Source organism: Ligilactobacillus sp. RTP31139st1_D10_RTP31139_211217 (assembly GCF_040226755.1).
Taxonomy (GTDB): domain Bacteria; phylum Bacillota; class Bacilli; order Lactobacillales; family Lactobacillaceae; genus Ligilactobacillus; species Ligilactobacillus animalis.
On record NZ_JBCOAR010000012.1, the window covers coordinates 41,655 to 65,938 of the forward strand.

Annotated in this window: 23 protein-coding genes and 6 tRNA genes; 6 read left to right on the top strand and 23 right to left on the bottom strand. The window is 41.4% G+C overall.

Annotated elements, in window-relative coordinates; genetic code table 11:
• Window positions 1-19: 19 nt before the first annotated feature.
• The 8 genes from glgA to cdaA form a co-directional block, all read right to left on the bottom strand.
• Window positions 20-1,453, bottom strand: a complete 1,434-nt coding sequence (glgA, locus tag ABT996_RS07905) for a glycogen synthase GlgA (protein WP_035449189.1) — start codon at window positions 1,451-1,453, stop codon at window positions 20-22.
• Window positions 1,453-2,604 carry a glucose-1-phosphate adenylyltransferase subunit GlgD gene (glgD, locus tag ABT996_RS07910; protein ID WP_035449196.1) on the bottom strand — a complete coding sequence of 384 codons (1,152 nt, stop codon included), beginning with the start codon at window positions 2,602-2,604 and terminating at the stop codon, window positions 1,453-1,455. The genes glgA and glgD overlap by 1 nt, the downstream gene beginning before the upstream one ends.
• Window positions 2,594-3,736: a glucose-1-phosphate adenylyltransferase gene (locus tag ABT996_RS07915; protein ID WP_035449199.1), complete on the bottom strand. Its 1,143-nt coding sequence runs from the start codon at window positions 3,734-3,736 to the stop codon at window positions 2,594-2,596. The genes glgD and ABT996_RS07915 overlap by 11 nt, the downstream gene beginning before the upstream one ends.
• On the bottom strand, window positions 3,736-5,745 hold the full coding sequence (gene glgB / locus ABT996_RS07920; RefSeq protein ID WP_035449202.1) for a 1,4-alpha-glucan branching protein GlgB: 2,010 nt from the start codon (window positions 5,743-5,745) through the stop codon (window positions 3,736-3,738). Before glgB ends, ABT996_RS07915 begins: the two co-directional genes overlap by 1 nt.
• A 310-nt stretch (window positions 5,746-6,055) precedes the next feature.
• On the bottom strand, window positions 6,056-6,364 hold the full coding sequence (locus ABT996_RS07925; protein ID WP_004051641.1) for a hypothetical protein: 309 nt from the start codon (window positions 6,362-6,364) through the stop codon (window positions 6,056-6,058).
• 653 nt (window positions 6,365-7,017) lie between these two features.
• Window positions 7,018-8,376 (bottom strand): phosphoglucosamine mutase, encoded by a 1,359-nt coding sequence (gene glmM / locus ABT996_RS07930; protein WP_035449203.1) that lies wholly within the window; start codon window positions 8,374-8,376, stop codon window positions 7,018-7,020.
• A 31-nt stretch (window positions 8,377-8,407) separates the two neighbouring features.
• A complete protein-coding gene (locus ABT996_RS07935; RefSeq protein WP_035449206.1) occupies window positions 8,408-9,556 on the bottom strand; it encodes a CdaR family protein in 1,149 nt (382 codons plus the stop codon).
• On the bottom strand, window positions 9,553-10,398 hold the full coding sequence (gene cdaA, locus ABT996_RS07940; RefSeq protein ID WP_035449211.1) for a diadenylate cyclase CdaA: 846 nt from the start codon (window positions 10,396-10,398) through the stop codon (window positions 9,553-9,555). Before cdaA ends, ABT996_RS07935 begins: the two co-directional genes overlap by 4 nt.
• Before the next feature lie 173 nt (window positions 10,399-10,571).
• On the opposite strand from cdaA, the gene ABT996_RS07945 reads away from it, so the two are divergent.
• Window positions 10,572-11,252, top strand: coding sequence for a DUF1361 domain-containing protein (locus ABT996_RS07945; RefSeq protein WP_035449214.1), 681 nt, complete (start codon window positions 10,572-10,574; stop codon window positions 11,250-11,252).
• A gap of 66 nt (window positions 11,253-11,318) precedes the next feature.
• Here ABT996_RS07945 and murB read toward each other — a convergent pair whose 3' ends face one another.
• Window positions 11,319-12,224 carry a UDP-N-acetylmuramate dehydrogenase gene (gene murB, locus ABT996_RS07950; protein WP_035449232.1) on the bottom strand — a complete coding sequence of 302 codons (906 nt, stop codon included), beginning with the start codon at window positions 12,222-12,224 and terminating at the stop codon, window positions 11,319-11,321.
• 122 nt (window positions 12,225-12,346) lie between these two features.
• Here murB and ABT996_RS07955 point away from each other — a divergent pair, with 122 nt between their 5' ends.
• Both ABT996_RS07955 and ABT996_RS07960 read left to right on the top strand, forming a co-directional pair.
• On the top strand, window positions 12,347-13,108 hold the full coding sequence (locus ABT996_RS07955) for an exodeoxyribonuclease III (RefSeq protein ID WP_035449217.1): 762 nt from the start codon (window positions 12,347-12,349) through the stop codon (window positions 13,106-13,108).
• Window positions 13,109-13,137: 29 nt separating this feature from the next.
• Window positions 13,138-13,677 carry a 3'-5' exonuclease gene (locus tag ABT996_RS07960; protein ID WP_010688084.1) on the top strand — a complete coding sequence of 180 codons (540 nt, stop codon included), beginning with the start codon at window positions 13,138-13,140 and terminating at the stop codon, window positions 13,675-13,677.
• 87 nt (window positions 13,678-13,764) lie between these two features.
• On the opposite strand, the gene tsaE is transcribed toward ABT996_RS07960, so the two are convergent.
• The 3 genes from tsaE to ABT996_RS07975 are packed head-to-tail and all read right to left on the bottom strand — an operon-like array spanning window position 13,765 to window position 15,901.
• Entirely contained in the window at window positions 13,765-14,217 is a 453-nt protein-coding gene (tsaE, locus tag ABT996_RS07965) for a tRNA (adenosine(37)-N6)-threonylcarbamoyltransferase complex ATPase subunit type 1 TsaE (RefSeq protein WP_010688085.1), read from the bottom strand.
• A gap of 1 nt (window position 14,218) precedes the next feature.
• Window positions 14,219-15,196, bottom strand: coding sequence for a phosphate acetyltransferase (gene pta / locus ABT996_RS07970; protein WP_010688086.1), 978 nt, complete (start codon window positions 15,194-15,196; stop codon window positions 14,219-14,221).
• Window positions 15,197-15,901, bottom strand: coding sequence for a uracil-DNA glycosylase (locus ABT996_RS07975; RefSeq protein ID WP_010688087.1), 705 nt, complete (start codon window positions 15,899-15,901; stop codon window positions 15,197-15,199).
• Window positions 15,902-16,038: 137 nt separating this feature from the next.
• On the opposite strand from ABT996_RS07975, the gene ABT996_RS07980 reads away from it, so the two are divergent.
• Genes ABT996_RS07980 through ABT996_RS07990 form a run of 3 tightly spaced genes read left to right on the top strand, consistent with a single transcriptional unit; the run spans window position 16,039 to window position 17,779 of the window.
• Window positions 16,039-16,908, top strand: coding sequence for a Cof-type HAD-IIB family hydrolase (locus ABT996_RS07980; RefSeq protein WP_035449219.1), 870 nt, complete (start codon window positions 16,039-16,041; stop codon window positions 16,906-16,908).
• Between the two features lie 35 nt (window positions 16,909-16,943).
• Entirely contained in the window at window positions 16,944-17,456 is a 513-nt protein-coding gene (locus tag ABT996_RS07985; RefSeq protein WP_035449221.1) for an LURP-one-related/scramblase family protein, read from the top strand.
• 26 nt (window positions 17,457-17,482) lie between these two features.
• Window positions 17,483-17,779, top strand: coding sequence for a hypothetical protein (locus ABT996_RS07990; protein WP_066023770.1), 297 nt, complete (start codon window positions 17,483-17,485; stop codon window positions 17,777-17,779).
• Between the two features lie 45 nt (window positions 17,780-17,824).
• Here ABT996_RS07990 and ABT996_RS07995 read toward each other — a convergent pair whose 3' ends face one another.
• The 11 genes from ABT996_RS07995 to ABT996_RS08045 all read right to left on the bottom strand — a co-directional run bounded on the left by ABT996_RS07995 (window position 17,825) and on the right by ABT996_RS08045 (window position 24,284).
• Window positions 17,825-19,474 (bottom strand): phosphoenolpyruvate carboxykinase (ATP), encoded by a 1,650-nt coding sequence (locus ABT996_RS07995; protein WP_010688091.1) that lies wholly within the window; start codon window positions 19,472-19,474, stop codon window positions 17,825-17,827.
• A gap of 157 nt (window positions 19,475-19,631) precedes the next feature.
• On the bottom strand, window positions 19,632-19,793 hold the full coding sequence (locus ABT996_RS08000; RefSeq protein ID WP_010688092.1) for a FeoB-associated Cys-rich membrane protein: 162 nt from the start codon (window positions 19,791-19,793) through the stop codon (window positions 19,632-19,634).
• Window positions 19,778-21,913, bottom strand: coding sequence for a ferrous iron transport protein B (gene feoB / locus ABT996_RS08005; RefSeq protein WP_035449224.1), 2,136 nt, complete (start codon window positions 21,911-21,913; stop codon window positions 19,778-19,780). Before feoB ends, ABT996_RS08000 begins: the two co-directional genes overlap by 16 nt.
• On the bottom strand, window positions 21,910-22,389 hold the full coding sequence (locus tag ABT996_RS08010; RefSeq protein ID WP_010688094.1) for a ferrous iron transport protein A: 480 nt from the start codon (window positions 22,387-22,389) through the stop codon (window positions 21,910-21,912). The genes feoB and ABT996_RS08010 overlap by 4 nt, the downstream gene beginning before the upstream one ends.
• Window positions 22,390-22,516: 127 nt before the next feature.
• On the bottom strand, window positions 22,517-23,557 hold the full coding sequence (locus ABT996_RS08015; protein ID WP_010688095.1) for a YeiH family protein: 1,041 nt from the start codon (window positions 23,555-23,557) through the stop codon (window positions 22,517-22,519).
• A gap of 186 nt (window positions 23,558-23,743) precedes the next feature.
• Window positions 23,744-23,828: transfer RNA gene (locus ABT996_RS08020), tRNA-Leu, on the bottom strand.
• A 41-nt stretch (window positions 23,829-23,869) separates the two neighbouring features.
• Window positions 23,870-23,940 (bottom strand) — tRNA-Cys (locus ABT996_RS08025).
• A 25-nt stretch (window positions 23,941-23,965) separates the two neighbouring features.
• Window positions 23,966-24,037 (bottom strand) — tRNA-Gln (locus tag ABT996_RS08030).
• 7 nt (window positions 24,038-24,044) lie between these two features.
• Window positions 24,045-24,117 (bottom strand) — tRNA-His (locus ABT996_RS08035).
• A gap of 5 nt (window positions 24,118-24,122) precedes the next feature.
• A tRNA-Trp gene (locus ABT996_RS08040) sits at window positions 24,123-24,196 on the bottom strand.
• A gap of 11 nt (window positions 24,197-24,207) precedes the next feature.
• A tRNA-Tyr gene (locus ABT996_RS08045) sits at window positions 24,208-24,284 on the bottom strand.

Sequence of the window (24,284 nt, forward strand, 5' to 3'; positions counted from 1 at the left end):
GCTGACAAACTCCTTGCGACTATCTTAAAATCTGTGTATACAAGTCCAAATAATTTTGACTTGCACTATCCCAACTAAAATCTGATTCCATTGCAATGCGCATCATCTTTTGCCAAACCTTTTGTTGATCATTGTAAACGCTAAGCGCCAACTTGATCTCTTCCATCATCCAAAATGAAGAGAATTTCTCAAAACCAAAGCCGGTCCCGACCTGTTCAATTGGATTATAAGCCCACACACTGTCACGTAACCCCCCGATCTGATGAACGATCGGCAAAGTACCGTAACGCATTGAGATCAATTGTGATAATCCACATGGTTCAAAAGCAGATGGCATCAAGAACATGTCACAGCCAGCATAGATCTGCTGAGCTAAATTAACATCAAAGTCGATGCTGACGCTGCATTTATCTGGATAACGTCCTGCAAAATAAGTAAAGTCATGCTCAAAATTCTCATATCCGGTGCCCAACAAGACAAATTGGACGTCAAATTGCATCAAATTTGCCATCTCTTGGACTACCAACTGAAAGCCCTTTTGATAAGTCAAGCGACTGACGACCCCGATCAATGGGACATCTTTTCTGACTGGCAACCCAAATTTCTTTTGCAAAGCAGCCTTATTTTTAGCTTTACCCTTTAAGTTCTTACAGTCGAATTTATACGGCAATGCCTTATCAGTCTTAGGATCAAAAGTATCATAATCGATCCCATTCAAGATACCTGAGAGCTTGTAATTGACCATCCGTAAAACTTCATCTAAGCCACATCCAAATTCAGGCGTCTGGATCTCAGCGGCATAAGATGGACTGACCGTATTGACCCGATCAGAATAAAAAATACCTGCTTTCATAAAGTTTACGGCTGTGCCCATTTGGATCGTTCCATCATCGTAGCGTTTAGTCGACATGCCAAAGAGTTCAGGCAAAACTTCACGCCCATACTGCCCTTGAAATTCAAGGTTGTGGATCGTAAGCACAGTTGCAATGTGGCTGAATGCTTCGATCCAACCGTATTTTTCCCGTAACAAGAAAGGAATAAAGGCAGTATGATAGTCATTGACATGTAAGATGTCAGGAATATAATTGATCCGCCCCATCAATTCGATCACGGCTTGTTGGAAGAAAGCAAAACGTTCGCCATCATCGTAATAGCCATAAAGATCAGGGCGATCAAAATAATACTTGTTATCTAAGAAATAATATTCGACCCCGTCTAATTCTAAAACTTTGACACCACAATACTCATTGCGCCAACCAACAGCAACATAAAAATTAAAGAGATCAGTCAACTGTGACTGATATTTTTCTGGCATTTTTGTGTAAAAAGGTAAAAAGACTTTAACTTCATTGCCCTTTTTAGCCATGCTCTTAGGTAACGCCCCGGCCACATCACCGAGACCCCCCGTTTTAAAAAATGGTGCGCATTCCGCTGCGGTAAATAAGATCTTCACTAGTTTTCGCCCCCGTAGATATCTGCCACAATATGACTATCTTTTGTGATCACAACTGGATTTTCAGGTGTTCCTTGAATGGTGACGCCAGCTTCTACTTCAACGTTTTTATCTAAGATCGCATATTGCAACTTAGCTCCGCGTTTGATCTGCGCATTACTCATGATCACAGAATCTTTGACACGCGCACCCTCTTCGATCGTAGTCCGTCGTGAGACCAAACTGCGATCGACTTTACCTTTGATGACACAGCCAGTCGCAAATTGACTGGAGTTGACATCAGAAGAATCGTAAAAGTGGGTCGCCACTTCGTTTTTAGTCCGAGTGATCACACGCTGACTGGAGAACAACAAAGTGTTGAAATGCTCTGGATCAAGCATATCCATGTTGGCATCATAGTAGCTCTTGATGTCATAAATATTGCTCAAGTAACCCGTATATTCGTAAGCACGTGTGTTGGTCCGTGTCATCTCACGGTTCAATAATTCCTGCACACTTGCTGGTGCACCTGCATTTTGACCCTTGTGTAACAGATCGATCAACCAATCAGTTTTGACTAAAAAGATGCTCATCGATAAGTTGTAAAGGTCAGAAGCTTCATCAAGCTCGCTGAAAATATCTGTTTGCTTAACTCTATTATCGTCTTCAAGCGTCAAAATGCAATCATCGGGCGCTATCTTTTCTTTAGGTACCCGTTTAAAGACGACCGTGATCTTGCTATCGTGAGCTTGATGAACATCCAAGATCGAACGCAAGTCGACATTACATAACATCTTATTGCCAAAGAAAACCGTATATTCTGATTTTGATTTCTTCAAAAAGCCGATCATATCACTAAAATATGGTTTACCTTCAACTTTTTTACGTAAGATATCTTGATAAAAGCCAAGATATTGGTAACTCCCGATGCTATCCAAGCCCCATTCACGACTACCACCTAAATGATCAAAAACTGACTTAAAGCGCCCTTCATTTAAGATCATGTAAACTGTCCTGATATTGGCATTGACAGCACTTGATAGTGCAAAGTCCATGATCCGATATTTACAATCAAAATAAAGTGTAGAGAGTGGGCGATTTGCCGTTAATGGCAATAACCCGTTATATTCATGCTCATTACCTAAAATCGCACACATCTTATTAGCCTTCATTAATTGTCACCCCTAATACTTCTGAATTGCCTACGACTGCGATCTCATCAGTTCCGTCGATCACAGCACCATCACCAATAATTGCATTTTCACCGATGATCGCACGGTTGATGATCACATTTTTACCGATCGAAGCGCCCGTCATCACAACACTATCCTTCACGACTGAGCCTTCTTTGACTTGTACATTAGCTGCTAAAATACTGTGATCGATCCTACCTGAGATAAAGCAACCATCCACGATCATCGAGTTTTTAACGCGTGCAGTGTTAGTGATGAATTGCGGTGGTGCGATCGGATTTTTCGAATAGATCGGCCACGTCTTGTCGCGCACATCTAGATCGCCTTCATTGTCGATAAATTCCATGTTGGTCGTCCATAAAGAATCGATCGTCCCAACATCTTTCCAGTAACCTGAGAAGTGATAAGCCTGCACATTATCGCCACTTTTAATGTAAAATGGAATAACGTTTTTACCAAAATCATACATATCAACGTCTTTTTTGAAACTATTCAACAAGACATCGCGCAAACGAGCCCAAGTAAAGATATAGATCCCCATTGAAGCGTGGTTGCTCTTTGGCTTTTCGGGTTTTTCTTCAAATTCAATGATCCGGTCATTTTCGTCGGTATTCATGATTCCAAAACGACTAGCTTCATCCCAAGGAACATCGATCACGGCCACACTGAGAGTTGCATTGCTCTTTTTGTGTTTAGCTAACATATCTTCATAATCCATCTTGTAGATATGATCACCTGAGAGAACTAAGAGATACTCTGGGTCCATTGAATCAATGTAGTCGACATTTTGGTAAATTGCATGTGAGGTACCTTCAAACCACTTAGAACCCTCATTATTTGAATAAGGTTGCAAGATCGTGACCCCAGAATCCAAACGATCCAAGCCCCAACTAGCACCATTACCGATATGATTATTTAAAACGAGCGGTTGATATTGGGTCACGACCCCAATATTTTTGATCCCTGAATTGACACAGTTACTCAAAGTAAAATCGATGATACGATACCGTCCCCCAAACGGTACGGCGGGTTTAGCGATATTTTGCGTTAATTTCCCTAGTCTGGTACCCTTACCACCAGCTAAGATCATTGCTAACATTTCGTTTTTCATTATTTTTTCGGACGCTTCACCTGACGTCCTTTACCTCCCTTAGCTTGTTGTTTTTGCTTTTTAGCGACTGTTTTTGCTTTAACTTTCTTTGGTTCTTTAGGTTCGAGATATTTCTTGTTGATGTAGCGCAAATTCACATCTTCTGGTTTTAAGATCACGACGCCTAGAGCCGGAACCGTTAAGCTGATCACTTGATCATAGTTCTTAAAGATTTTTTCTTTCGTCTTAGCCAATGGGTTATGTTTAGTCCAAGTCCCACCGAATTCTTCCATTTCCGTGTTCCAAACTTCACGATAACTCCCTGGATAGGGTACGCCGATCTCGAAGTTTTGTTGCTCGATCGTGGTGAGATTCATGACCACCACTAAGAAATCTTTCTTCCGCTTGCCATGGCGAATAAAACTCAAGATGGTCGCCGTCTTGTTATTAGCATCGATCACTTCTAAACTCTCTTCTTTATCCTCTAACTCCCATAGCGCACGGTGTTCACGATAAAATTCATTGAGTTTAGCTGTGAAATGTTGCATTTTCTTATTCAGTTCGTCATCTAAACTATCCCAAGTCAACCCTTCGTAGTAGCGCCATTCGATAAATTGACCAAATTCGCCCCCCATAAAGAGTAATTTTTTTCCGGGGTGTGTTATTTGATAAGTGAGTAAATTCCTAAGTTGGGCAAATTGCTTGTAGCGATCCCCACCCCACATTTTGTGCAACAGGCTCTTCTTACCATGAACGACTTCATCATGAGATAATGGCAAAATATAATTTTCCGATAAGCGATACATCCAAGAAAAGGTCAACATATCTAAGTGATCTCCTCTAAAGAGTGGATCCATTTGATAAAAGTTCAAGACATCATTCATCCAGCCCATATTCCACTTGTAATCAAAGCCTAATGAATCTTCTTCTAACATGCCCGTCACTTTCGTCCCAGCCGAACTTTCTTCAGCGGTCAAGATCACCTTAGGATGCGCAAACTTGACTTCTTTGTTCAACTTGCGCAAAAAGTGCCAACCCTCTAAATTTCTGTTTCCACCATAAATGTTTGGTTTCCAAGGACCTTCATCATAATCCAGATAGATCATATTGGAGACCGCATCGACCCGTAAACCATCTAGATGGAATTTTTCGATCCAGAAAAAGGCACTTGAAAGCAAGAAGGATTGAACTTCTGGTTTGCCCAAGTCAAAGTTTTGCGAACCCCAACCGATATTTTTGGCGCGATCGGGATCTTCATATTCAAAAGTCGGCGTCCCATCGTAATATGGCAAGGTATCATCATTGATACAAAAATGACCTGGGACCCAATCCACAATCACTCCGATATTTTCTTTATGACATGCATCAACGAATGCTTGGAATTCTTCAGGAGTTCCATAAGCGGAACTGACCGCAAAATACCCGATCAATTGATACCCCCAAGAAGCACCTAAGGGATGTTCCATTAAAGGCATAAATTCAACATGGGTATAATTCATTTTCTTTAAGTATGGGATCAACTCTTTTGTTAGATCACCGATCGTATACGGGGTACCATCAGCATGTGACTTCCATGAACCGGGATGGATCTCATAAATGTTCATTGGACGTTCAAAGTAATTCGAACGTTTATGACGTCCACGCCATAGTCCATCATGCCATTTATATTCTGGAATATCATAGATGATCGAAGCATCATTTGGACGTTCTTCAAAGCGAAAGGCAAATGGATCGATCTTATATACGATACGCCCATCATGTTGTTTGACTTTAAATTTGTACATTTGGCCACGTTTGGCATTGGGAGCCACCGCACTCCAAATACCATGATCTCCCAACTTCATTGGTAGATCTTCTTCCCAATCATTAAACTCACCAACTAGCCAAATTTGTTGAGCTTTTGGGGCCCACACGCGAAAGACATATCCCGCTTCTGCAGCTAGATGTGCCCCCAAAAAAGTTTGCGCATGAAAATTTTTGCCTCGGGCAAACGCTTCCATTTCCTGAGACAAATCAAAACCAGCGGTCATTCCTCTTTCCTCCTTATCAAAATAATTAACACATATCCTGTATACATAATAACATATCAATGTAAAAAACATTAAAAATATACCCTGTATTTTTAACAAAAAAATATATAACATTCTGTTAAGATATTTAAAAATATCCGTATTTTTACAGGTTTTTTTGTTTGATACTCACTCTCACAAGGTGTATAATTAAATTTTAAGAATTAATTGAGCCTTTAATTAACATTTTACTAATATATAAAATATTAAAGATAAAATAAAAACCAGAGTTTTGAGAATATCATCTCTTGACTCTGGTTTTTATATATAATTAGGCAATATGATTTTCCCGCAAGATCGTATTTACAACTTCTTGCATTTCAGGTGTTTTGACCCATTCCTCAAAATGATCAAAATCTTCAGCTGGCATTTCAAAATTTTCATTGATATATTTTTCGTACTTGATCAAACTACTTGAACGTGGGATATTCAGTTGTAAGATCCTAACGCTCTCAATAAATCCCCGTACAGCCGCTAATTCAGCCCGACCGTTTTGCGGAATATTGGAGATCTCGTAATATTTAGTGCCATCTTTACGCGTGATCTCTTCGATCAAATTCAAAGTTTCATTACTTTTCATCTAATGGCGTCCTCCCTTTTATCAAAAGTCCCATTCATTATACACAAAAACCGCTGTAGCTTCTAGTAAGACTACTAAGACTACAGCGGTTGCATAAGAGAGAAAGAGAATTGATTAGAAGGTAATTAATCATACCTTACACTCTCACGATATACCTTTTTGAAAGCGATGTCAAACTTTAACTCTCAAACTTTTAAATTTTTATTGTCCTTCAAAAAATCCCTACTCAAGTCAGCTTATCCATATTATAATAAATCTATAGTTCTAACACTTTAGACTTCACTAGTCTAAACGTTTTAGTAATAGATAAAGAAAGGATTCGCTATTTAAACTAACGCAGATAGCCTGGCTACTATTCATGATCAATCGTACTCAATTTAAAGCAAGCCTCTACTTAGGATTCTTCATTTCGCTTATTCGTCTAGTTTTTTTACTCTTAGATCAAACAAAGGGCGCTAAGGCTGAACTTCAGACTATGTTAGTCTTGTTTCATACCAATGCTTGGTTTGTTCCGATCTTATTTGCCCTACTTTACTTTTTCATCGTAACTAGCTGTATCTACTTGGCATTCAGGGTCTTAAATTACATAATCAATTTATTTAGATAAAGTGAAATATTAAAAAAGCAGGTATACACACCTGCTTTTTTTGATACTATTCTTCGATACCCATTTCAGCCTTAACGACATCTACGATCTGCATCACGTAGTCGTGGACCAATTCTTTAGTTGGTGCTTCTGCCATTACACGCAAAAGATCTTCGGTACCACTAGGGCGAACCAACACACGTCCTTCATTTCCCATTTGTTCTTCAACTTGTGCGATAACATCCTTGATTGCTTGATTTTCAAGGGCTAATTTCTTATCTGTTACACGAACGTTGACTAATTCTTGTGGATAAGTCGTCACTTCGGCAGCCAATTCTGAAAGTGGCTTACCAGTTTGTTTGATCACATTCAATAATTGAAGTGCTGTTAACATCCCATCACCAGTTGTGTTGAAATCCAAGAAGACTACGTGTCCTGATTGTTCACCACCAACATTATAGCCACTCTTACGCATTTCTTCGACCACATAGCGGTCACCGACCTTTGTCTTGATCGAATTTAGTTCATGTTGTTCCATTGCCTTATACAAACCAATGTTACTCATGACGGTCGTTACGATCGTATCCTTCTTCAAACGGCCACGTTCACTCATATATTTCCCACAGATATACATGATCTTGTCACCATCGATGATATTTCCTAATTCATCGACTGCGATACAGCGATCGCCATCACCATCAAATGCTACCCCAACTTGAGCTTTAGTTTCTAAAACAAACTTAGCCAAAGCTTCTGGATGAGTAGAACCTACCCCAGCATTGATATTTAGACCATCTGGACTTGTAGCCATTGTTTCAAATTCAGCCCCCAGATCAGCAAACAACCGTGAAACTAAAGCACTAGTTGCACCATTAGCCCCGTCAACTGCGATCCGCATTCCACTGAGATCATCTGGGATCGTTTGTTCCAAGAATTGCGTATACTTTAAGGCACCTTCACGATAATTATTCAAAGTTCCTAAGCCTTCAGCTGCTGGACGCGGTAAGATATCTTCATCTTTTTCAAGTAATGCTTCGATCTCTTCTTCTTGATCGTCGGATAATTTGTAACCATCGCCCCCAAAGAACTTGATCCCATTATCTTGAACTGGATTATGCGAAGCTGAGATCATGACCCCTGCATCAGCGGCTTGTAAACGAACTAAGTAAGCAACACCTGGAGTTGTGATCACACCAAGTGAAAAAACTTCGATCCCGACTGAAAGTAGACCTGCGATCAACGCCTGTTCTAACATTTGGCCCGAGATCCGGGTATCACGTGCGACTAAGACCCGTGGTGGTTGTTCGCTATTTTTAGCGTGTTGCGTCAAAACATAGCCCCCACAGCGTCCTAACTTAAATGCTAATTCTGGTGTTAATGTTTGATTTGCAATCCCTCTGACACCATCAGTCCCAAAATATTTCATCTTAAATCCTCATTTCTTTATATACTCATTTTCAATTAGTAGTTTGATCGCTTGAAACTTCTGAACTACTTGTTGCACTGGAAGTTTCAGTCGTATCTTTTTTTGACTCATCCGTTGAACTTGGCTGACTTGAACTTGTGCTTTCCGCCGCTTTACTTGAACTCGAACTCGTTGGTAGTGAGCGTTCGAGCGGAGCATCAGCTTGCTCATCGCCAACTGTTATTTGCACAACGACCGAAGCTGGCGTAACACTGGCTACTCCCGCTTGGGTCGGACTCAAGCTGACCGTCTTAGTCGTTGATTCATTGACCCCAGTAACTGAGACTGGGACCCGCAAGCTATTTATCTTATTTAAAGCACTCTTAGTCCCTCGCAATTTGATCGACTTAGTTTCCGTTGAAAGCTGATACGTTTTACCAGGAACGCCGTTATTCTCGGTCACTAATTCTAATTTGACTTCCTTAGTTGCGGTGGCTTGGCTGATCGGTAAATTGACCTTGACCGTTTCTGGCGATAAGCTGACGGGCAAAGGATGCCCTTCTTTATCTAACGCCTGCAATAAAACGGTCCGACCATAATCGCCGTGACTATTTTCAGGTAAATTGAGGTTAGCTACCACACTATCCAACTTATTGATATCGACTTTAGCCCCGGTCACATCGACTGTTTGGGTACTTAGTGACGGACTGCCCGCCACATAACCATTTTGGATCAAGCTGGTATCATATCTGACCTGGATCGGCATCTTGACCGTCTTTTTAGGCGCGATCTTGACTTTGATCTTTTCAGGCGATAAAGCTACACTCAATTCTTTATTGAAACCGCTCGTCTTTAACTTAACGGTGTGTGTACCTGACTTTAGATCTGATAGATCGGCATAGACTTCAAAATTCCGGGTATTGTCCAAGGCCGTGACCAGCGCACTAGGTCCTGAAATATCAACTTTGACTTGTTCAGGATAACCCGTAACGTAATACTTACTATTGTCAACATTTAAGGTCAACGGCACTTTAAGTGATAACGTCTTAGTCGTCGTCAATTTCGAATTAGCAACTTCTTTATCCGAGATCCGCGTCGTTCCTAGCCTTTGATAGCTAACATAGAAAAATAAGAGCAGTGCAAAAAACAGTGAGAGTAACCGATACATATTTTTAGTACCTAAAATTTTGTCAAATTTCAATGTTTTTGCCCCCTCTTACCAAAGATCTCAGTAAAAAAGCGCGCAACGGCATTCGTCTTTTCTTCTTGTGTTGGTACTAATTCATTATACAAGAGTTTACGATAATCTTGTTGCGTTAGATCACGGATCAATTCATTATTTTTAGTGATCGTCACACCACCAGTCTCTTCGGATACAACGATCGTCAAAGCATCAGTCACTTCGCTGATCCCAACAGCTGCTCGGTGGCGCGTACCTAATTCCTTTGGGATCAAATTACTTTCAGATAAAGGTAAGTAAGCCGCAGCAACGGCGATCCGATTATCTTTAATGATAACAGCCCCATCGTGTAACGGAGTATTAGGGATAAAGATATTGATCAATAATGCCCCGCTGACATCCGCATCCAGTGGGATCCCGGTTTCGATATAATCATCTAGCCCTGTATTCATTTGAACCGTGATCAAGGCACCGATCCGCCTTTTTGACATATATTGGATCGCTTGATCAAGGGCATCGACCAATTTTATCTCGGCTTCATTTTCTTTCTTATTATAGTTAGCAAATAACGACCCACGACCTAGATGCTCTAACCCGCGCCTGATCTCGGGCTGGAAGATCACGATGATCGCGATGATCCCCCAATTGATCACTTGGTCCATGATCCAAGAAACAGTCTCAAGTCCGATATACCAACTCACCAACTTGATCAAGATAATAACTACGATCCCACGAAAAAGTTGGACCGCTTTGGTTCCGCGTAAGAGCATCATCAGCATGTAGATCACATACCAAACGACCAGAACATCTAGTAAGCTAACTAGATTCTGCCATGAAAATAGATTGCTCCAATCAAAAGACATAATTTCCCCCCTCTGCTACATTTCAACAATTTGTATTATAGCATGGATCACAAACTTTGGGGCAGGGAATACTTACTCACCCAATAATTTAAGATTTCGCTAAATCGAGTCAAAGATTACTCATCGTCCCTGATTTTTGCTACAATAGAGGGCAATAATGGCAGGTGATTTTTATGACAAAAAAATTGACTTGGATCGTTAGGGTCACGTTTTGGCTATATATACTCTATGTTTACTTGACCGTTTATCGGCAAGGATCGTTTTACAGCTTTCTTTTGCTCAATACATTCCTCGGCTATATTCCGATCGAGATCGCTATGCATATGCACAAAACACAACCTAAACTGATCTACTGGGGGTTATTTTTACTATGGCTTTTATTCTATCCCAATGCCCCTTATGTGATCACCGATCTTTTTCACTTAGCGCGGATGGATCCGTATAATCCCACCAACGGATTAATGAGCTTTGATCTTCATATGTGGCTCAACTTTACCAATCTAGTTGCCAGCGCCTTTGGTTGTGCACTGATGGGGATGTGGAGTTTGGAGCATGTTGCCCAGACGCTGCAAGCCCGTTTCAAATTACGAGGCTGGATCCCGCGCACATCGCTTGCTTTGATCTTGACTTTAGCCGCTTCGATCGGGATCTATGTGGGGCGTTTCTTACGCCTTCACACAGCTTATCTTTTTATCGAGCCTGATGCCGTCATCAAGCAACTCATTGCGATGTGGAACCCACGCATGTTGATCTTTGTGATCTTTATGACGATCATTCAACTCATCATTTGGGCTGCGATCGCCATTGGTCGCCAGTTGATCAACCAATATGACAGTCAAAATAAGCTTCTCTAACATAAATGGTTAGCAAAAGACCCAGTATGGTACAAATCATGCTGGGTCTTTTACTACATTCTTATTTTATTTTTCTTCACCGATGATCCGGACCTCAGTCTCCAATCGAACATCGAATTCTTTTAAGATCACAGCTTGAATATGCTTGATCACAGCCAAATAATCTGTCGCTGTTGCTCCACCGATATTCACGATAAAGCCAGCATGTTTTTTAGATACTTGCGCCCCACCGATCGTAAAACCTTGAAGTCCTGCATCGTGGATCAATTTCCCCGTAAAATGGCCAACTGGACGCTTAAAGACGCTCCCACATGACGGATACTCCAGTGGTTGTTTAGATGCCCGCAAGAAATTGAGTTCATCCATCCGTTGCCGGATCTGTTGCTTATCACCTGTTGCCAATTCAAAGGCGGCTTCTAATACGATATCGTCTTCGGCTTGTAAACGGCTCATCCGATAACCAAATCTTAATTCTTCGTTAGTGTAAGTTTTTAGCTCGCCTTGAGGTGTCACCACGGTAACTTGGGCTAAGACATCCTTGATCTCGCCCCCGTAAGCACCAGCGTTCATAAAGACCGCGCCACCGATCGAACCGGGGATCCCCGCGGCAAATTCCAAACCGGTCAAACCGTGTTGATATGCCACTTCAGTCGTTTCGATCAAAGAAGCCCCAGCAGTCGCGTGAACTTTGTTTCCATCACACCAGATCTCATTTAATTCGGTCAAGATCATCACTAATCCACGGATGCCACCATCTTGGACGATCAAATTGCTAGCATTGCCGATCACGGTCAAAGGCAGATCATTTTCCTTAGCAAATACAACTAAAGCTTGGGCTTGTTTGCCCGTTGTGGGAAATGCTACGATATCCGCTGGCCCACCGGTTTTTGTGTTGGTGTACAAAGATAACGGTTCAGCTAAACGGATCTTGATCTCTGGAAATTCATTTATGATTTTTTCATTTATTGTCATTGTCATGTTTTACACCTTTAAATCTCTTTTATCTTCTTAATTTTACCATTTTTTATTTTGACTTGCGATAGTCCTTACCTTATCCTTAGGTAAATAAGTTTATTTAATAGTGAGGCGTGCTGATGAAATTTATTTCGTGGAATGTGAATGGCTTGCGAGCTGTTTTAAAGAAAAATTTTTTAGAAGTTTTTACCGACTTAGATGCTGACTTCTTCTGCTTACAAGAAACTAAACTCCAAGCAGGTCAAGTTGACCTAGATCTACCTGATTACTATCAATATTGGAATTATGCGCAAAAAAAGGGCTATTCCGGAACAGCTATCTTCACCAAGAAAAAGCCACTGGCTGTAACTAAAGGGCTCGGACTTGCTGAATTCGATCAAGAAGGTCGGGTTTTAACGTTAGAATATGAAGATTTTTATCTCGTAAATTGTTATACCCCTAATTCGCAAGATAAATTAAAGCGCTTGGATTTTCGCCTTCAATGGGAAGCAGCTTTTAGCGATCATCTAACCAACTTAGCAACCAAAAAGCCCGTTATCTTATGCGGCGACCTAAATGTGGCTCATAATGAGATCGACCTCAAAAATCCTAAACCAAATCAAAAAAATGCCGGGTTTAGTATCCAAGAACGCCAAGCGATGACCGCCTTATTAGCACGGGGCTTCACCGACACTTTCAGACACATTTACCCTGATAAAACTGGCGCTTACTCGTGGTGGAGCTACCGGTTCAATGCTAGAGCACGCAATGCTGGTTGGCGGATCGATTATTTCATCTGCTCCAATGCTCTACTCCCCCAAGTAAAGGACAGTCAGATCCTACCTGAGATCTTAGGTTCTGATCACTGCCCCGTAATGCTAGAGACCAATGAACTAAATTAAATTTATCATACTATGAAAGGAAGTTATCAATGAATTTTATTGCTTTTGATTTCGAAACTGCTAATGCTAAACGCAGTAGTGCCTGTTCATTAGCCCTTTCTGTTGTTCGCGATGGTCAAATCGTTGATGAGCTTTATTCTTTGATCGATCCCCAGACTTATTTTTCGAGTTTTAACACTAAGATCCACGGTATTACCGCCAAAGACGTCGCCAATGCCCCAACGTTTGTGGAGCTCTGGCCCCATATCAGTGACTTTTTTACTCCCGATCAATTAGTGGTAGCCCATAATGCTCCATTTGACTGTAGCGTCTTAAACAGGACCCTAGCAGCTTATGATCTAGCGACCCCGAGCTTCATGGTCCTAGATACAGTCAAAACCAGCAAGAAATTTTATCAAGATCTCCCCAACCATAAGCTAAACACCGTCTGTGATAGCCTAGGTATCGACTTAAAACATCACCACAATGCGCTTTTTGACAGTCATGCTTGTGCTGAGATCTTATTGCACCAAGCTAAGGAATTTGGGACAACAAAGTTAAAGCCTTTTGTGCGTCAATACAATAAATAGTAAAAACGTTCAATACCGTATAAACAACAAGGGACCTAGCATGAATTTACATCGTACTAGGTCCCTTGTTGTATTGAATTTTACCCGCTATAAGTTGGCTATCAATTGTTCATAGTGAGCTCCATGTGGTTCAAAGACTAGTGTCCGCTTGTCATCGTCTGTTTCGTCTTTTAACAGCTTGACGACCAAATATTGCGCTGGAAGTTCATCAGCAACAAATTGTGACCACTCGACCACACTGACACCTTCACCATTAAAATATTCTTCTAACCCTAGATCAGCTCCACCAGTATCTTCTAAACGATAAACGTCCATATGATACAAAGGCAAACGACCTTCATGGTACTCACGGATCAAAGTAAAAGTCGGACTTTTAACATTTTTTTTGATCCCAAGTCCCTTAGCTAAGCCCTTTGTAAAAGTCGTCTTTCCCGCTCCAAGATCACCATCTAATAAGATAAGATCTTGGGGCTTTAAATATGACGCCAATTTTTGAGCGAGCGCTTGTGTTTCTTCTGCATTACTTACTTGAAATTCCATGTTACTTCCCATCTGCTGCCTGTGCGGCTGTGATCAATGATACTTTGTAGACTTCTTCTTCGTCACATCCCCGTGACAAGTCTGAAACTGGTTGATTCAAGCCTTGTAAGATCGGACCGACCGCTTCAAAGCCGCCTAAACGTTGGGCGATCTTATATCCGATATTACCTGATTGTAATTCCGGAAAGACAAAGACATTGGCTTTTCCAGCTACCGGTGATTCGGGTGTTTTTTTAGCAGCAACTCCGGGTACAAAAGCAGCGTCAAATTGTAATTCACCATCGATCTCTTCTTCGGGTGCTAATTTTTGAGCGATCTTAGTTGCTTCGATCACTTTTTCAACTAATGGTGATTTAGCAGAACCCTTAGTCGAAAAACTCATCAAAGCGATCCGGGGTTCAATATCAAATAAGCGTGCTGTTTTAGCACTTTCGACCGCGATCTCAGCTAGATCTTGGGCATCGGGATCGATATTGATCGCACAATCTGAAAAAATGTATTTTTCATCGCCTCGTAGCATCAAGAAAGCCCCACTTGTCCGTCTGACATTTGGTTTTGTCTTGATGATCTGTAATGCTGGTCGAACTGTGGCCCCAGTTGAGTGGATCGCCCCCGAGACCATTCCATCGGCTTGACCTAAATAAACCAGCATCGTCCCAAAATAGTTTACGTCCTTTAACATCTCGGCAGCTTGCTCGGGCGTATTTTTGCCCTTCCGGCGCTCCACAAAAGCAGCCACTAACTTATCAAATTCTTCTTTAGGATAAGTTTCTGGATCTAAAGCTTGTAAATTTTGTGGTAAAGGCTCACGGCTATGCGCTTGAACTTGTTCTCTAGAGCCTAACACGATCGGCGTCAATAATTCTTCTTTGGCTAGACGAACCGCTGCATTGACGACCCGACTGTCATTTCCTTCTGGGAAGACCAACGTCAGTGTTTGCTTACTTACTTTTTGCTTTAATGTTTCTAAGATCTCCATTTAAAATCCTCCTTTTTGTGACACATTTACGGTCTGTGGCAATTGCCAGTCGATCGGTGTTTCCCCCATTGCCTCTAAGGCTGCATTCGTTTTTGAAAATGGTTTTGAACCAAAAAATCCCCGACTTGCCGATAACGGACTCGGATGTGATGACATGATGACTACATTTTTACTCTGATCGATCAAAGCCAGCTTATTTTGTGCTGCTTTTCCCCACAAGACAAACACAACTGGCATAGGTCGCTTGGACAATTCCTGGATGGCTAGATCTGTTAAAGCTTCCCAGCCTTGACCACGATGAGAAAATGCTTGCCCATCTCGGACAGTCAAGACCGAATTGAGCAATAATACACCTTGCTTAGCCCACTTTTCGAGATAACCATGGTTTACCGGTGCGATCCCTAAGTCACTTTGCAATTCTTTATAGATATTTTGCAGTGACGGTGGGACTTTGACTCCAGGTAAAACTGAGAAACTCAAACCATGAGCTTGATCGGGGCCATGATACGGATCTTGGCCTAAGATCACCACTTTGACTTGTGAAAAAGGTGTCCATTCAAAGGCCTCGAAGATGTGGTACATATCTGGATGGATCGCGTAATGACCATATTCATATTTTAAAAAGTTATGCAGTTTGGCATAGTTTTCCGATTCGAACACTGGCGCTAAAACTTGCTGCCAATCATTATGAATCAATTCTTTCAATATATTACACCTCTCATTAATTTTACCATAACTGAAAAATAATAACACCGTCAGCGCTTACAAGTGCTGGGTGTGTAAAATTTTTACTTTCATGTTAGAATAAAGTCATTAGATAAATTAAGGTGGGATATTATACTATGGTTCAAATTATTGCGTCTGACATGGACGGAACATTGTTAAACGACAAAATGGTCATTTCCAAGCGAAATGCTGCTGCAGTCAAGGAAGCACAAAAACAAGGGGTCCATTTTATCGTTTCAACTGGACGTGCTTATGATGAAGTTAAACCGTTGATCACCGAAGCAGGCTTTAACTGCCCAATGATCACCTTGAATGGAGCCTTTGTTTTAGACGAAGAAGGTAAAGAGATCAGCGCTGCTCCGATCCCAGACTCCATTGCCAAAAAGATCATGTTGACTTTGAAGAAAAATGGACTCTACTTTGAAGTGATCACAGCTAAAGGCGTTTGCTCTGATAACAAGGCTAAACGGATCGAAAATTTTGCTGAATTATTAGCTAGCATCAGTCCTGATACCCCTTATAAATTAGCTGTGACTCTGGCTTCGGCCCGCATGGAACTTATGAATATCAATTACGTTGACAACTATATGGACTTAGTTGATGATCCTAAAACTGTTATCGGTAAGATCGTGGTCTTTAGTCCTGAAGGCCAAAAAGTTTTAGGACCGATCAAAGATGAACTTTCTAAAAATGACAATCTTGTGATCACATCTTCGGGTCCCGGAAATATCGAGATCAACCACGTCAATGCACAAAAGGGTGTCGCACTCCAAGCTTATGCGGATAGCTTGAACATCCCAATGGACAATGTAATGGCGATCGGTGATAACAACAATGACGTCTCGATGCTCAAAGCTGCTGGGATCAGCTATGCCATGGGCAACGGTAGTGATGAAGTTAAGATGTTAGCTAAATACGTCACTGCACCTAACACCGAAGATGGCGCTGGGATCGCGATCGAAGAAGTTTTGGCTAAGAAAAATTAAAGTCAATCAGTGCTAGCAAGAGCGAGGTGCTTAATGTGCGCAATCTATATACTCGACGCACCGAACTGTCCAATCGTGGGACCATCCGCGTCAAAGATAGTTCTGGTCGCCTGATCTACCTATTAGTTGGCAAATGGGGCCTTTCACCTGGCGTCTTATCAGTCTATGACGTTACAGGTAAGCGACTAGCCGAGATCAAACAGCGGACCCTGGGCTTTTTTCCAAAATTTGATCTCTATGACAAACGCCACCATGTTGGTTCTTTGCGACGTTATTATGGTATCAGCCATGAAATGCTCTTTGTCAAAGGGCTCAATTGGTTTATCATCGGTAATCTAATGACATTTAACTACAAAGTCTACCATGGACGCCAATGTATCATGACGATCTCAGAAGTTCAAACCGCTACTGGGACTGCCTTAGAATTTCATATTGCTGAACAGGCCGATGAACCGCTATGTTTTTGTATTGCTGCGATCCTCGATCACTGGGCACGTCTTGACCTAAAAGCCAAGAACAAAGCTTACTATGGTAAATTAGCTTGGTGACTTGACACACTGAATGGGTGATAAGAATGCAAATTTTTTTACTAACTGTCGGTGGATCATTTTTAGTGCTATGTATTCAATTTTTTAGAGGTAAATGGTTACGTTTGCTGGCTGGTAACACTTTTGGTGACATTTCACCGCTAGCAGCCACTAAAGCTGGTAAACATGTTGCTTTGATCATGCTCAGCTTTGGCTTGGCTTTGATCTTATTAGCTTTTGCTGACTCTAGGACAGATATGTTAAGCCTGATCTTGTTTAGCGTAGGTACGATCTATACTATAAGCTTAGTCATTTTGACTTACTACTTTTGGCTCAAGAGCTGATAAAAAAGAGCATTCGAAATTCTTTAAATTTCGAACGCTCTTTTTTTATCCCAGTTTTGCGACCAATTCTTCTAATTTTGTAGTGATCTCAACGGGTAATTCTTCTTGTGGATGCGTCTTGGTGTAATTATTTACCCAATCTAGACGATCTTGCAAACGTTGGCGTAATTTTTTAGCATAGGCGGTATCATTTAAATCAACCTCATACCCTGGAAGACTTAGATAACTCATCTGTGGTAATGCACCAAATTCAGTCCAATCAGCTGTTTCATTGGCGATCGCTTCTAAAATGCCCAACGTCGTATCTTTATCGATATTTTTACCGTTATACGAATCCGTATTGATGATATAACAATTAGCCTGCTGTTTTTCAAAGAGTTCCTTGAAGTCTTGATAATCCTCTGTCAGCGGATAGACTCTAAATGGGTTAGCAAACGGCTCGATCACTAGCTTATTGCGGGATTCACCGATAACATTTTCCGCCGTCGAACGCTTAGTCGCTAAAGTCAATCCAAAGGTAGCTGCGATCACGGGATCCGATAATTTAACGACTGGTGGCAAACTGTCATCTTTCATGATCCAAAAGATCGAATCAAGTGGTGCTTGTTCACGATCGACCCGATTTTTAGCCGAATAACGTGATTTGATCGTACGACCATTACCGTTGCGCAAGTCATCAGTTACTAAGATCTTCTTGCCCTGCATATCTTGTGTAACTCCAACATTCATTACGGTAGTGAAGTATTCCATTTCTTTTGATCCAGGTAAATAATCACTTGTCTTGTCAAAATATGCTGGTTCAAGCGCGATCGAACTCCCATCCTTACGATCAATGATAAAAGCATCATCGTGTAAGATCGTGATATCATCGAATTTTCCAGCATGTTTGGCATGAGTCAGAGTCGACTTGCCTGAACCAGAAAGACCGTAGAAGGCAAAGACTTTATCCTCTTTATCTTTGAAATGAAATGTCTTTTCCCCTCCATGACATGCAGTATAGCCATTGCGATGCGCTGTTGCCCAAGCAAGGGTCAAAGTTGCCTTTTTTAACTCACCAAAATAGCGTAGCCCTAGGATCGCAGCTACATTATGTTCGGGATCAAAAAGCGCTAAGCCATCTGGATATTGAGGATCATTCCATTCAGGATCACAGTAAAGATAGATATCGTCTTCACTGTACGCTTTAGAAGCTGCATAGCGCTTAGCATACTCTGAATCAAGGATCTGGAAATTCAGTAAATATGATAGCAAATTGACCTCATAACCCTTTGGTACCATCAGATGCGCTTTTAACATGAACTCTTCATCCAAGCCTACGATCGCTTGTGCTTGATAAAATTGACGCTCATTTCCTTGATAGACTGCTTCACGCAAAACGGCCTCTAATTCATCATTATCTACTCCAGGGCGACCTAAGATCTTCCGTGCAGCTGCTGTTCGACCCACGATCCGTCCATGATTATCGACTAACATCACAGCATCTTTAGGTAAACCTAGTTCACTGGTATGCTTGATCGGTTGATCGGTCACGATCGTTTTTGGACTCTTTTTAGCTAGCTCGTATGCCATCTTTAAGTCAGTTACCGCCTGAACATTATTTCCATAGAAGGCAGTCTCAATGATCGTTTTAGTTGGCGAAAATAAGCGATTACGCCCATTTATCTCAGTCGTTTCAAATCTTTCACGTGTACTCATCTTCCGCTACACCCCATTCTCTAAATATTTAGTAAACCTTTAAAAATAGCAATTAAAGCACTTACATTAACAAGAATAGTTTAGCACAGATCGTATCAAAATAGTTAAATTTTATACCTTAAAAAAAAAGTAAGAATTACTTCTCACCCTTTTAAAACTATAAACGTTCTTTTTTATTGATCTTTTGGACATCGATCAGCGGACAGCCGGCATTGTGGCACGAACTACATTCGCTGTTTTTTTGCTTAATGATCCTAGTATACACGACCCATGCAACTAGCCCAAAGATCACTAGACCCAAGATCACCGTTGCGACCATTCTGAATCCCTCATTTCTATTGCTTGTTCTAACGGTTGTGGTTTACTTTTCTTGATAAATAAGCCGTAAACGATCAATGTGATACCTAATAAAACAAGGATCACATTATAGCTTGAATAATCACCACTTGCAAGGACTGAGATCTGATAGATCAACATGGCTGCTAAATAAGCTAAAAACGTTTGGTAACCGATAGCACGCCAAGTCCAACTCGCATCCCCATATTCTTTATGCATTGCTCCGATCGCAGCAAAACACGGCGCACATAACAGATTGAACGTCAGAAAAGCATAGGCTGCCATTGGGGTATAGGCTGCTGTCAAAAGTTGGTCAAAGCTCGCTTGGGTCGGCGGATTGCCAAAAGCCACTTGAAGAGTCGCGACACAATTTTCTTTAGCGATCAAACCAGTCAAGACAGCTGAGACAGCACGCCAATCGCCAAATCCAAGGGGCACAAATACTGGAGCTAATAAGCTTCCGATACTCTTCAACATACTGCTTCCTTGGGGAACTTGTTCTAATCTAAAATTGAAATTCGATAAAAACCAGATCACGACCATTGAAGCAAAAATGATCGTTCCTGCTTTTTGGACGAAACCTTTACTCTTTAGCCAAACATACCGTACGATATTATCTAATCTGGGGAGATGATAAGCGGGCAACTCCATCACAAAGGGCTGAGGATCGCCAGCAAATAAAGCCGTTTTTTTCAAATAGATCCCCGAGCCGATCACAGCAATGATCCCTAAAAAATAAGCCGCTGGAGCAGCTAAACTTTGACTCTTAAAAAAAGTCCCCACGATCAAAGCAATCACGGTCAATTTAGCCGAACATGGCATAAAAGTCGTTAGCATGATCGTCATCTTGCGATCTTTTTCGGCTTCGATCGTTCGGGTCGCCATGATCCCAGGAACTCCACAGCCCGTAGAAACTAATAGCGGGATAAACGATTTGCCCGATAAATTGAAACGCCGAAAGATCCGATCCATCACGAAGGCGATCCGAGACATATAGCCACAGTCTTCTAAGATCCCTAAACATAAAAAAAGCATCATGATCTGTGGCAAAAAGCCGAGCACCGCTCCGACCCCACCGATGATCCCATCAATGATCAGTCCTTGCATAAACGGAGCTACTTGCCATGAGCTAAGCAGATCTGCGGTAAATTTAGGAATATACTCTCCAAATAAAACATCATTTAACCAATCCGATCCAGCTGTTCCAATAACTTGGATCGATAAATAATAAACAGCCCACATGACTCCAAAAAAGATCGGCAATGCCAAAAAGCGATTCGTCACGACAAGATCGATCCGATCAGAGATGCTCAATGAAAAATCGCCTTCATCGATCACACATTGATCCATAACGCGTGAAATAAAGTCATAGCGGGCATTAATGATAATACTGCTACTCTCATCGTCAAAAATCTTTTCTGCTGTTTGGATCAAGTCAGCGATCGTTTCTCGGCGTTTAGCATCTAACTTCAATTCAGCCCGGATCTGTTCATCGCGTTCAAACAACTTGATCGCGTAAAACCGCAACTCATCTTTGGCTACGATCCCCTGTAACTGGTCTGCTATTTGAGCTAAAGCTGATTCTAACCGGGGATCGTATTTGGGAATGATCTCTGGTGGGGCTTGCTTTTTTTGTATCTCCCCCACTAATATATCGATATTTTTCCGTTTGAGCGCACTGATCTTGATCACTGGGATCCCCAAAAGATAAGCTAACTTTTTCGTATTGATCCGTCGCCCTTGTTTTTTTAAGAGATCGGCCATATTTAACGCCAATACAAGCGGTATCTTAGTTTCTAATAATTGCAAAGTTAAGTATAAATTGCGCTCGATATTGGTCGCATCAACTACATCAACGATCTTGGCTGGTCGTTTTTCCAATAAATACTTACGTGTGACTAATTCTTCTGGTGTATATGGTGATAGTGAATAGATCCCAGGTAGATCTTGTAATAAGATCGCCTTATCCTTTTTTAAATACCCTGCCTTACGCTCGACCGTGACCCCTGGCCAATTTCCAACGCGCTGATTAGCTCCAGTCAAATAATTGAATAAAGTCGTTTTACCACTATTGGCATTTCCGGCTAGTGCTATTTCTTTCATATGCTTATCTCCCTTACCATGATCAACTCAGCTTCCGATCGACGTAAGGTCAGCTTATAGCCCCGTAACAAGATCTCGAGCGGGTCGCCTAATGGTGCTGTGTTTACTAGAGTAACTAAAGTATTTTGCGTCAATCCCATATCCATCAGGCGCCGCTTTAATTCTTTTTTACCACCTATCTTGGCAACTAAACAGCTTTGTTTTAAATTCAACTGGGAAAGCGGCTTTAATTCTTGCTCCGCTAGCTCATTAACACTTAAAACCTCAATACAACTTGCAATACTATCACTTAAAGCTAGACGTTGCCCTTGAAAATGGATCATAGCCCCATTGGCCTGCATATTTTGAGTGATCACTGTTAAAACTTTACCTCGCACCATCCCCATCTCGCTGAGACGTTTTTTCAATTGATGCTCCGCCGTCACTTGAGCTACGACATATTTGCCCCGCGTCATTACTTCAGATAATTTTTGCATTATCTCACCCCCCCAATTCTAATTGAGAATTATTTTCAATTACAATTTAAAAATAGCATAATTCCGCTTTCATTTCAAACAAAGACCTGTAAAAATAGCGTACTATCAGCAGATAGTACGCCATTAACTAAAAGAATAATTTAGCAGCCCCAGCGGCTAAGATCAATAATACGATCGAAGAGATCAAAGCTGCTGTAAAGACGCTTTTACCACGTTTAGCAATCACCGCAAAGTTGACCGACATTCCTAAAGCAGCCATTGCCATTCCCAAGAAAATATAAGCTGCTTGAACTAAACCATCGATCAAAACTTGAGGTAACGGAATAAAAGTTCCAATGATACTTGAGATCAAGAAACCAGCCATAAACCATGGAATTGGTAATTTTTGTTTTCCAGTAGTCGTTGTGCCCTTAGCTTGATTTCTTTTAGCAAGTAGTTTTTGATACCAAATACCGATCAATAACGCTACGGGAGCTAACAATAAGACACGTGATAGTTTCATGATCAAAGCATCATCTAAACTAAGTGTCCCCCCAGCTCCACCAGCAGCAACGGCATGGGCGATCTCATGTAGTGAGCCCCCTGCCATGATCCCAAACTGCGACTGCGTCATATGTAATACTGGCTTTAATCCGATCTCGATCAAAGTAAATAAAGTCCCCATCACGCAGACCACTGCGATCGCTAAAACTTCATTTTCTCGCTTAGTCTCTTCATCAACACCATCACCGGTGATCTGTGGTGAAACACCCATAACAGCAGCCGCGCCACAGATACCACAACCGGCAGCTGTTAAGATCGCTAAATCACTTTCCGCTCCAAAACGTTCACAGAGATAATACGTTAAACAGATCGTCACGGCAACTAAGAAAATAGCGATCAAGATCGTTTTAACACCAGCCTGAGCTAATTTCATCAAATTGAGTCTAAACCCTAACAAAATGATCCCTAGCCGTAAAAATTTATTAGAAATAAAACCAATCCCTGTTTTGGAAGCATTGATCCAACTAGGTTTAACTTGTAAAGCCATCCCTAATAACAAGGCGATCACTAATGTCCCGACTAATTTTAACCCTGGCAGTTTAGCAAGTAACACCCCTAATACAGCACAAGCTAGCGTTAAAACCGCAGCTTGCCAAAAGGAACGTGTTTTAAGTACTTTCAACATTCTCACTCCTATATGGTAATATTTATTGTATATATTAGCCTAAAAATACTAGCTTTATTTAAAAAACTTGGTAATACTAGATTCTTAAACAAAGCATCATAATTTACACCAACATTAACATAATAAATTATAACTAATTTTTTTGCACGAAAAAAGGCTAGATTTAATATCTAGCCTTTAAAATGATACCGGTGATCGGGGTCGAACCGATACGTCCTCAACGGACACTGGATTTTGAGTCCAGCGCGTCTGCCAATTCCGCCACACCGGCATAATTAAATTTTATTAGTTACCTTATATTAAGCCAACAAAAGGCGGTAACCGGATTTGAACCGGTGATAAAGGTTTTGCAGACCTCTGCCTTACCACTTGGCTATACCGCCATTTCAAAAGGAACAAATCCCTAAACTGGGGTAGCTGGATTCGAACCAGCGCATGAGGGAGTCAAAGTCCCTTGCCTTACCGCTTGGCTATACCCCAATCAAAGGGCGATAGGTGGGAATCGAACCCACGCGTGCCGGAGCCACAATCCGGTGCGTTAACCACTTCGCCACTATCGCCATCATGGCAGGGATAGTAGGAATTGAACCCACACCGACGGTTTTGGAGACCGTAGTTCTACCTTTAAACTATATCCCTATCATAAAAAATGGAAGGGAGTGGATTCGAACCACCGAACCCGAAGGAGCGGATTTACAGTCCGCCGCGTTTAGCCAGACTTCGCTAC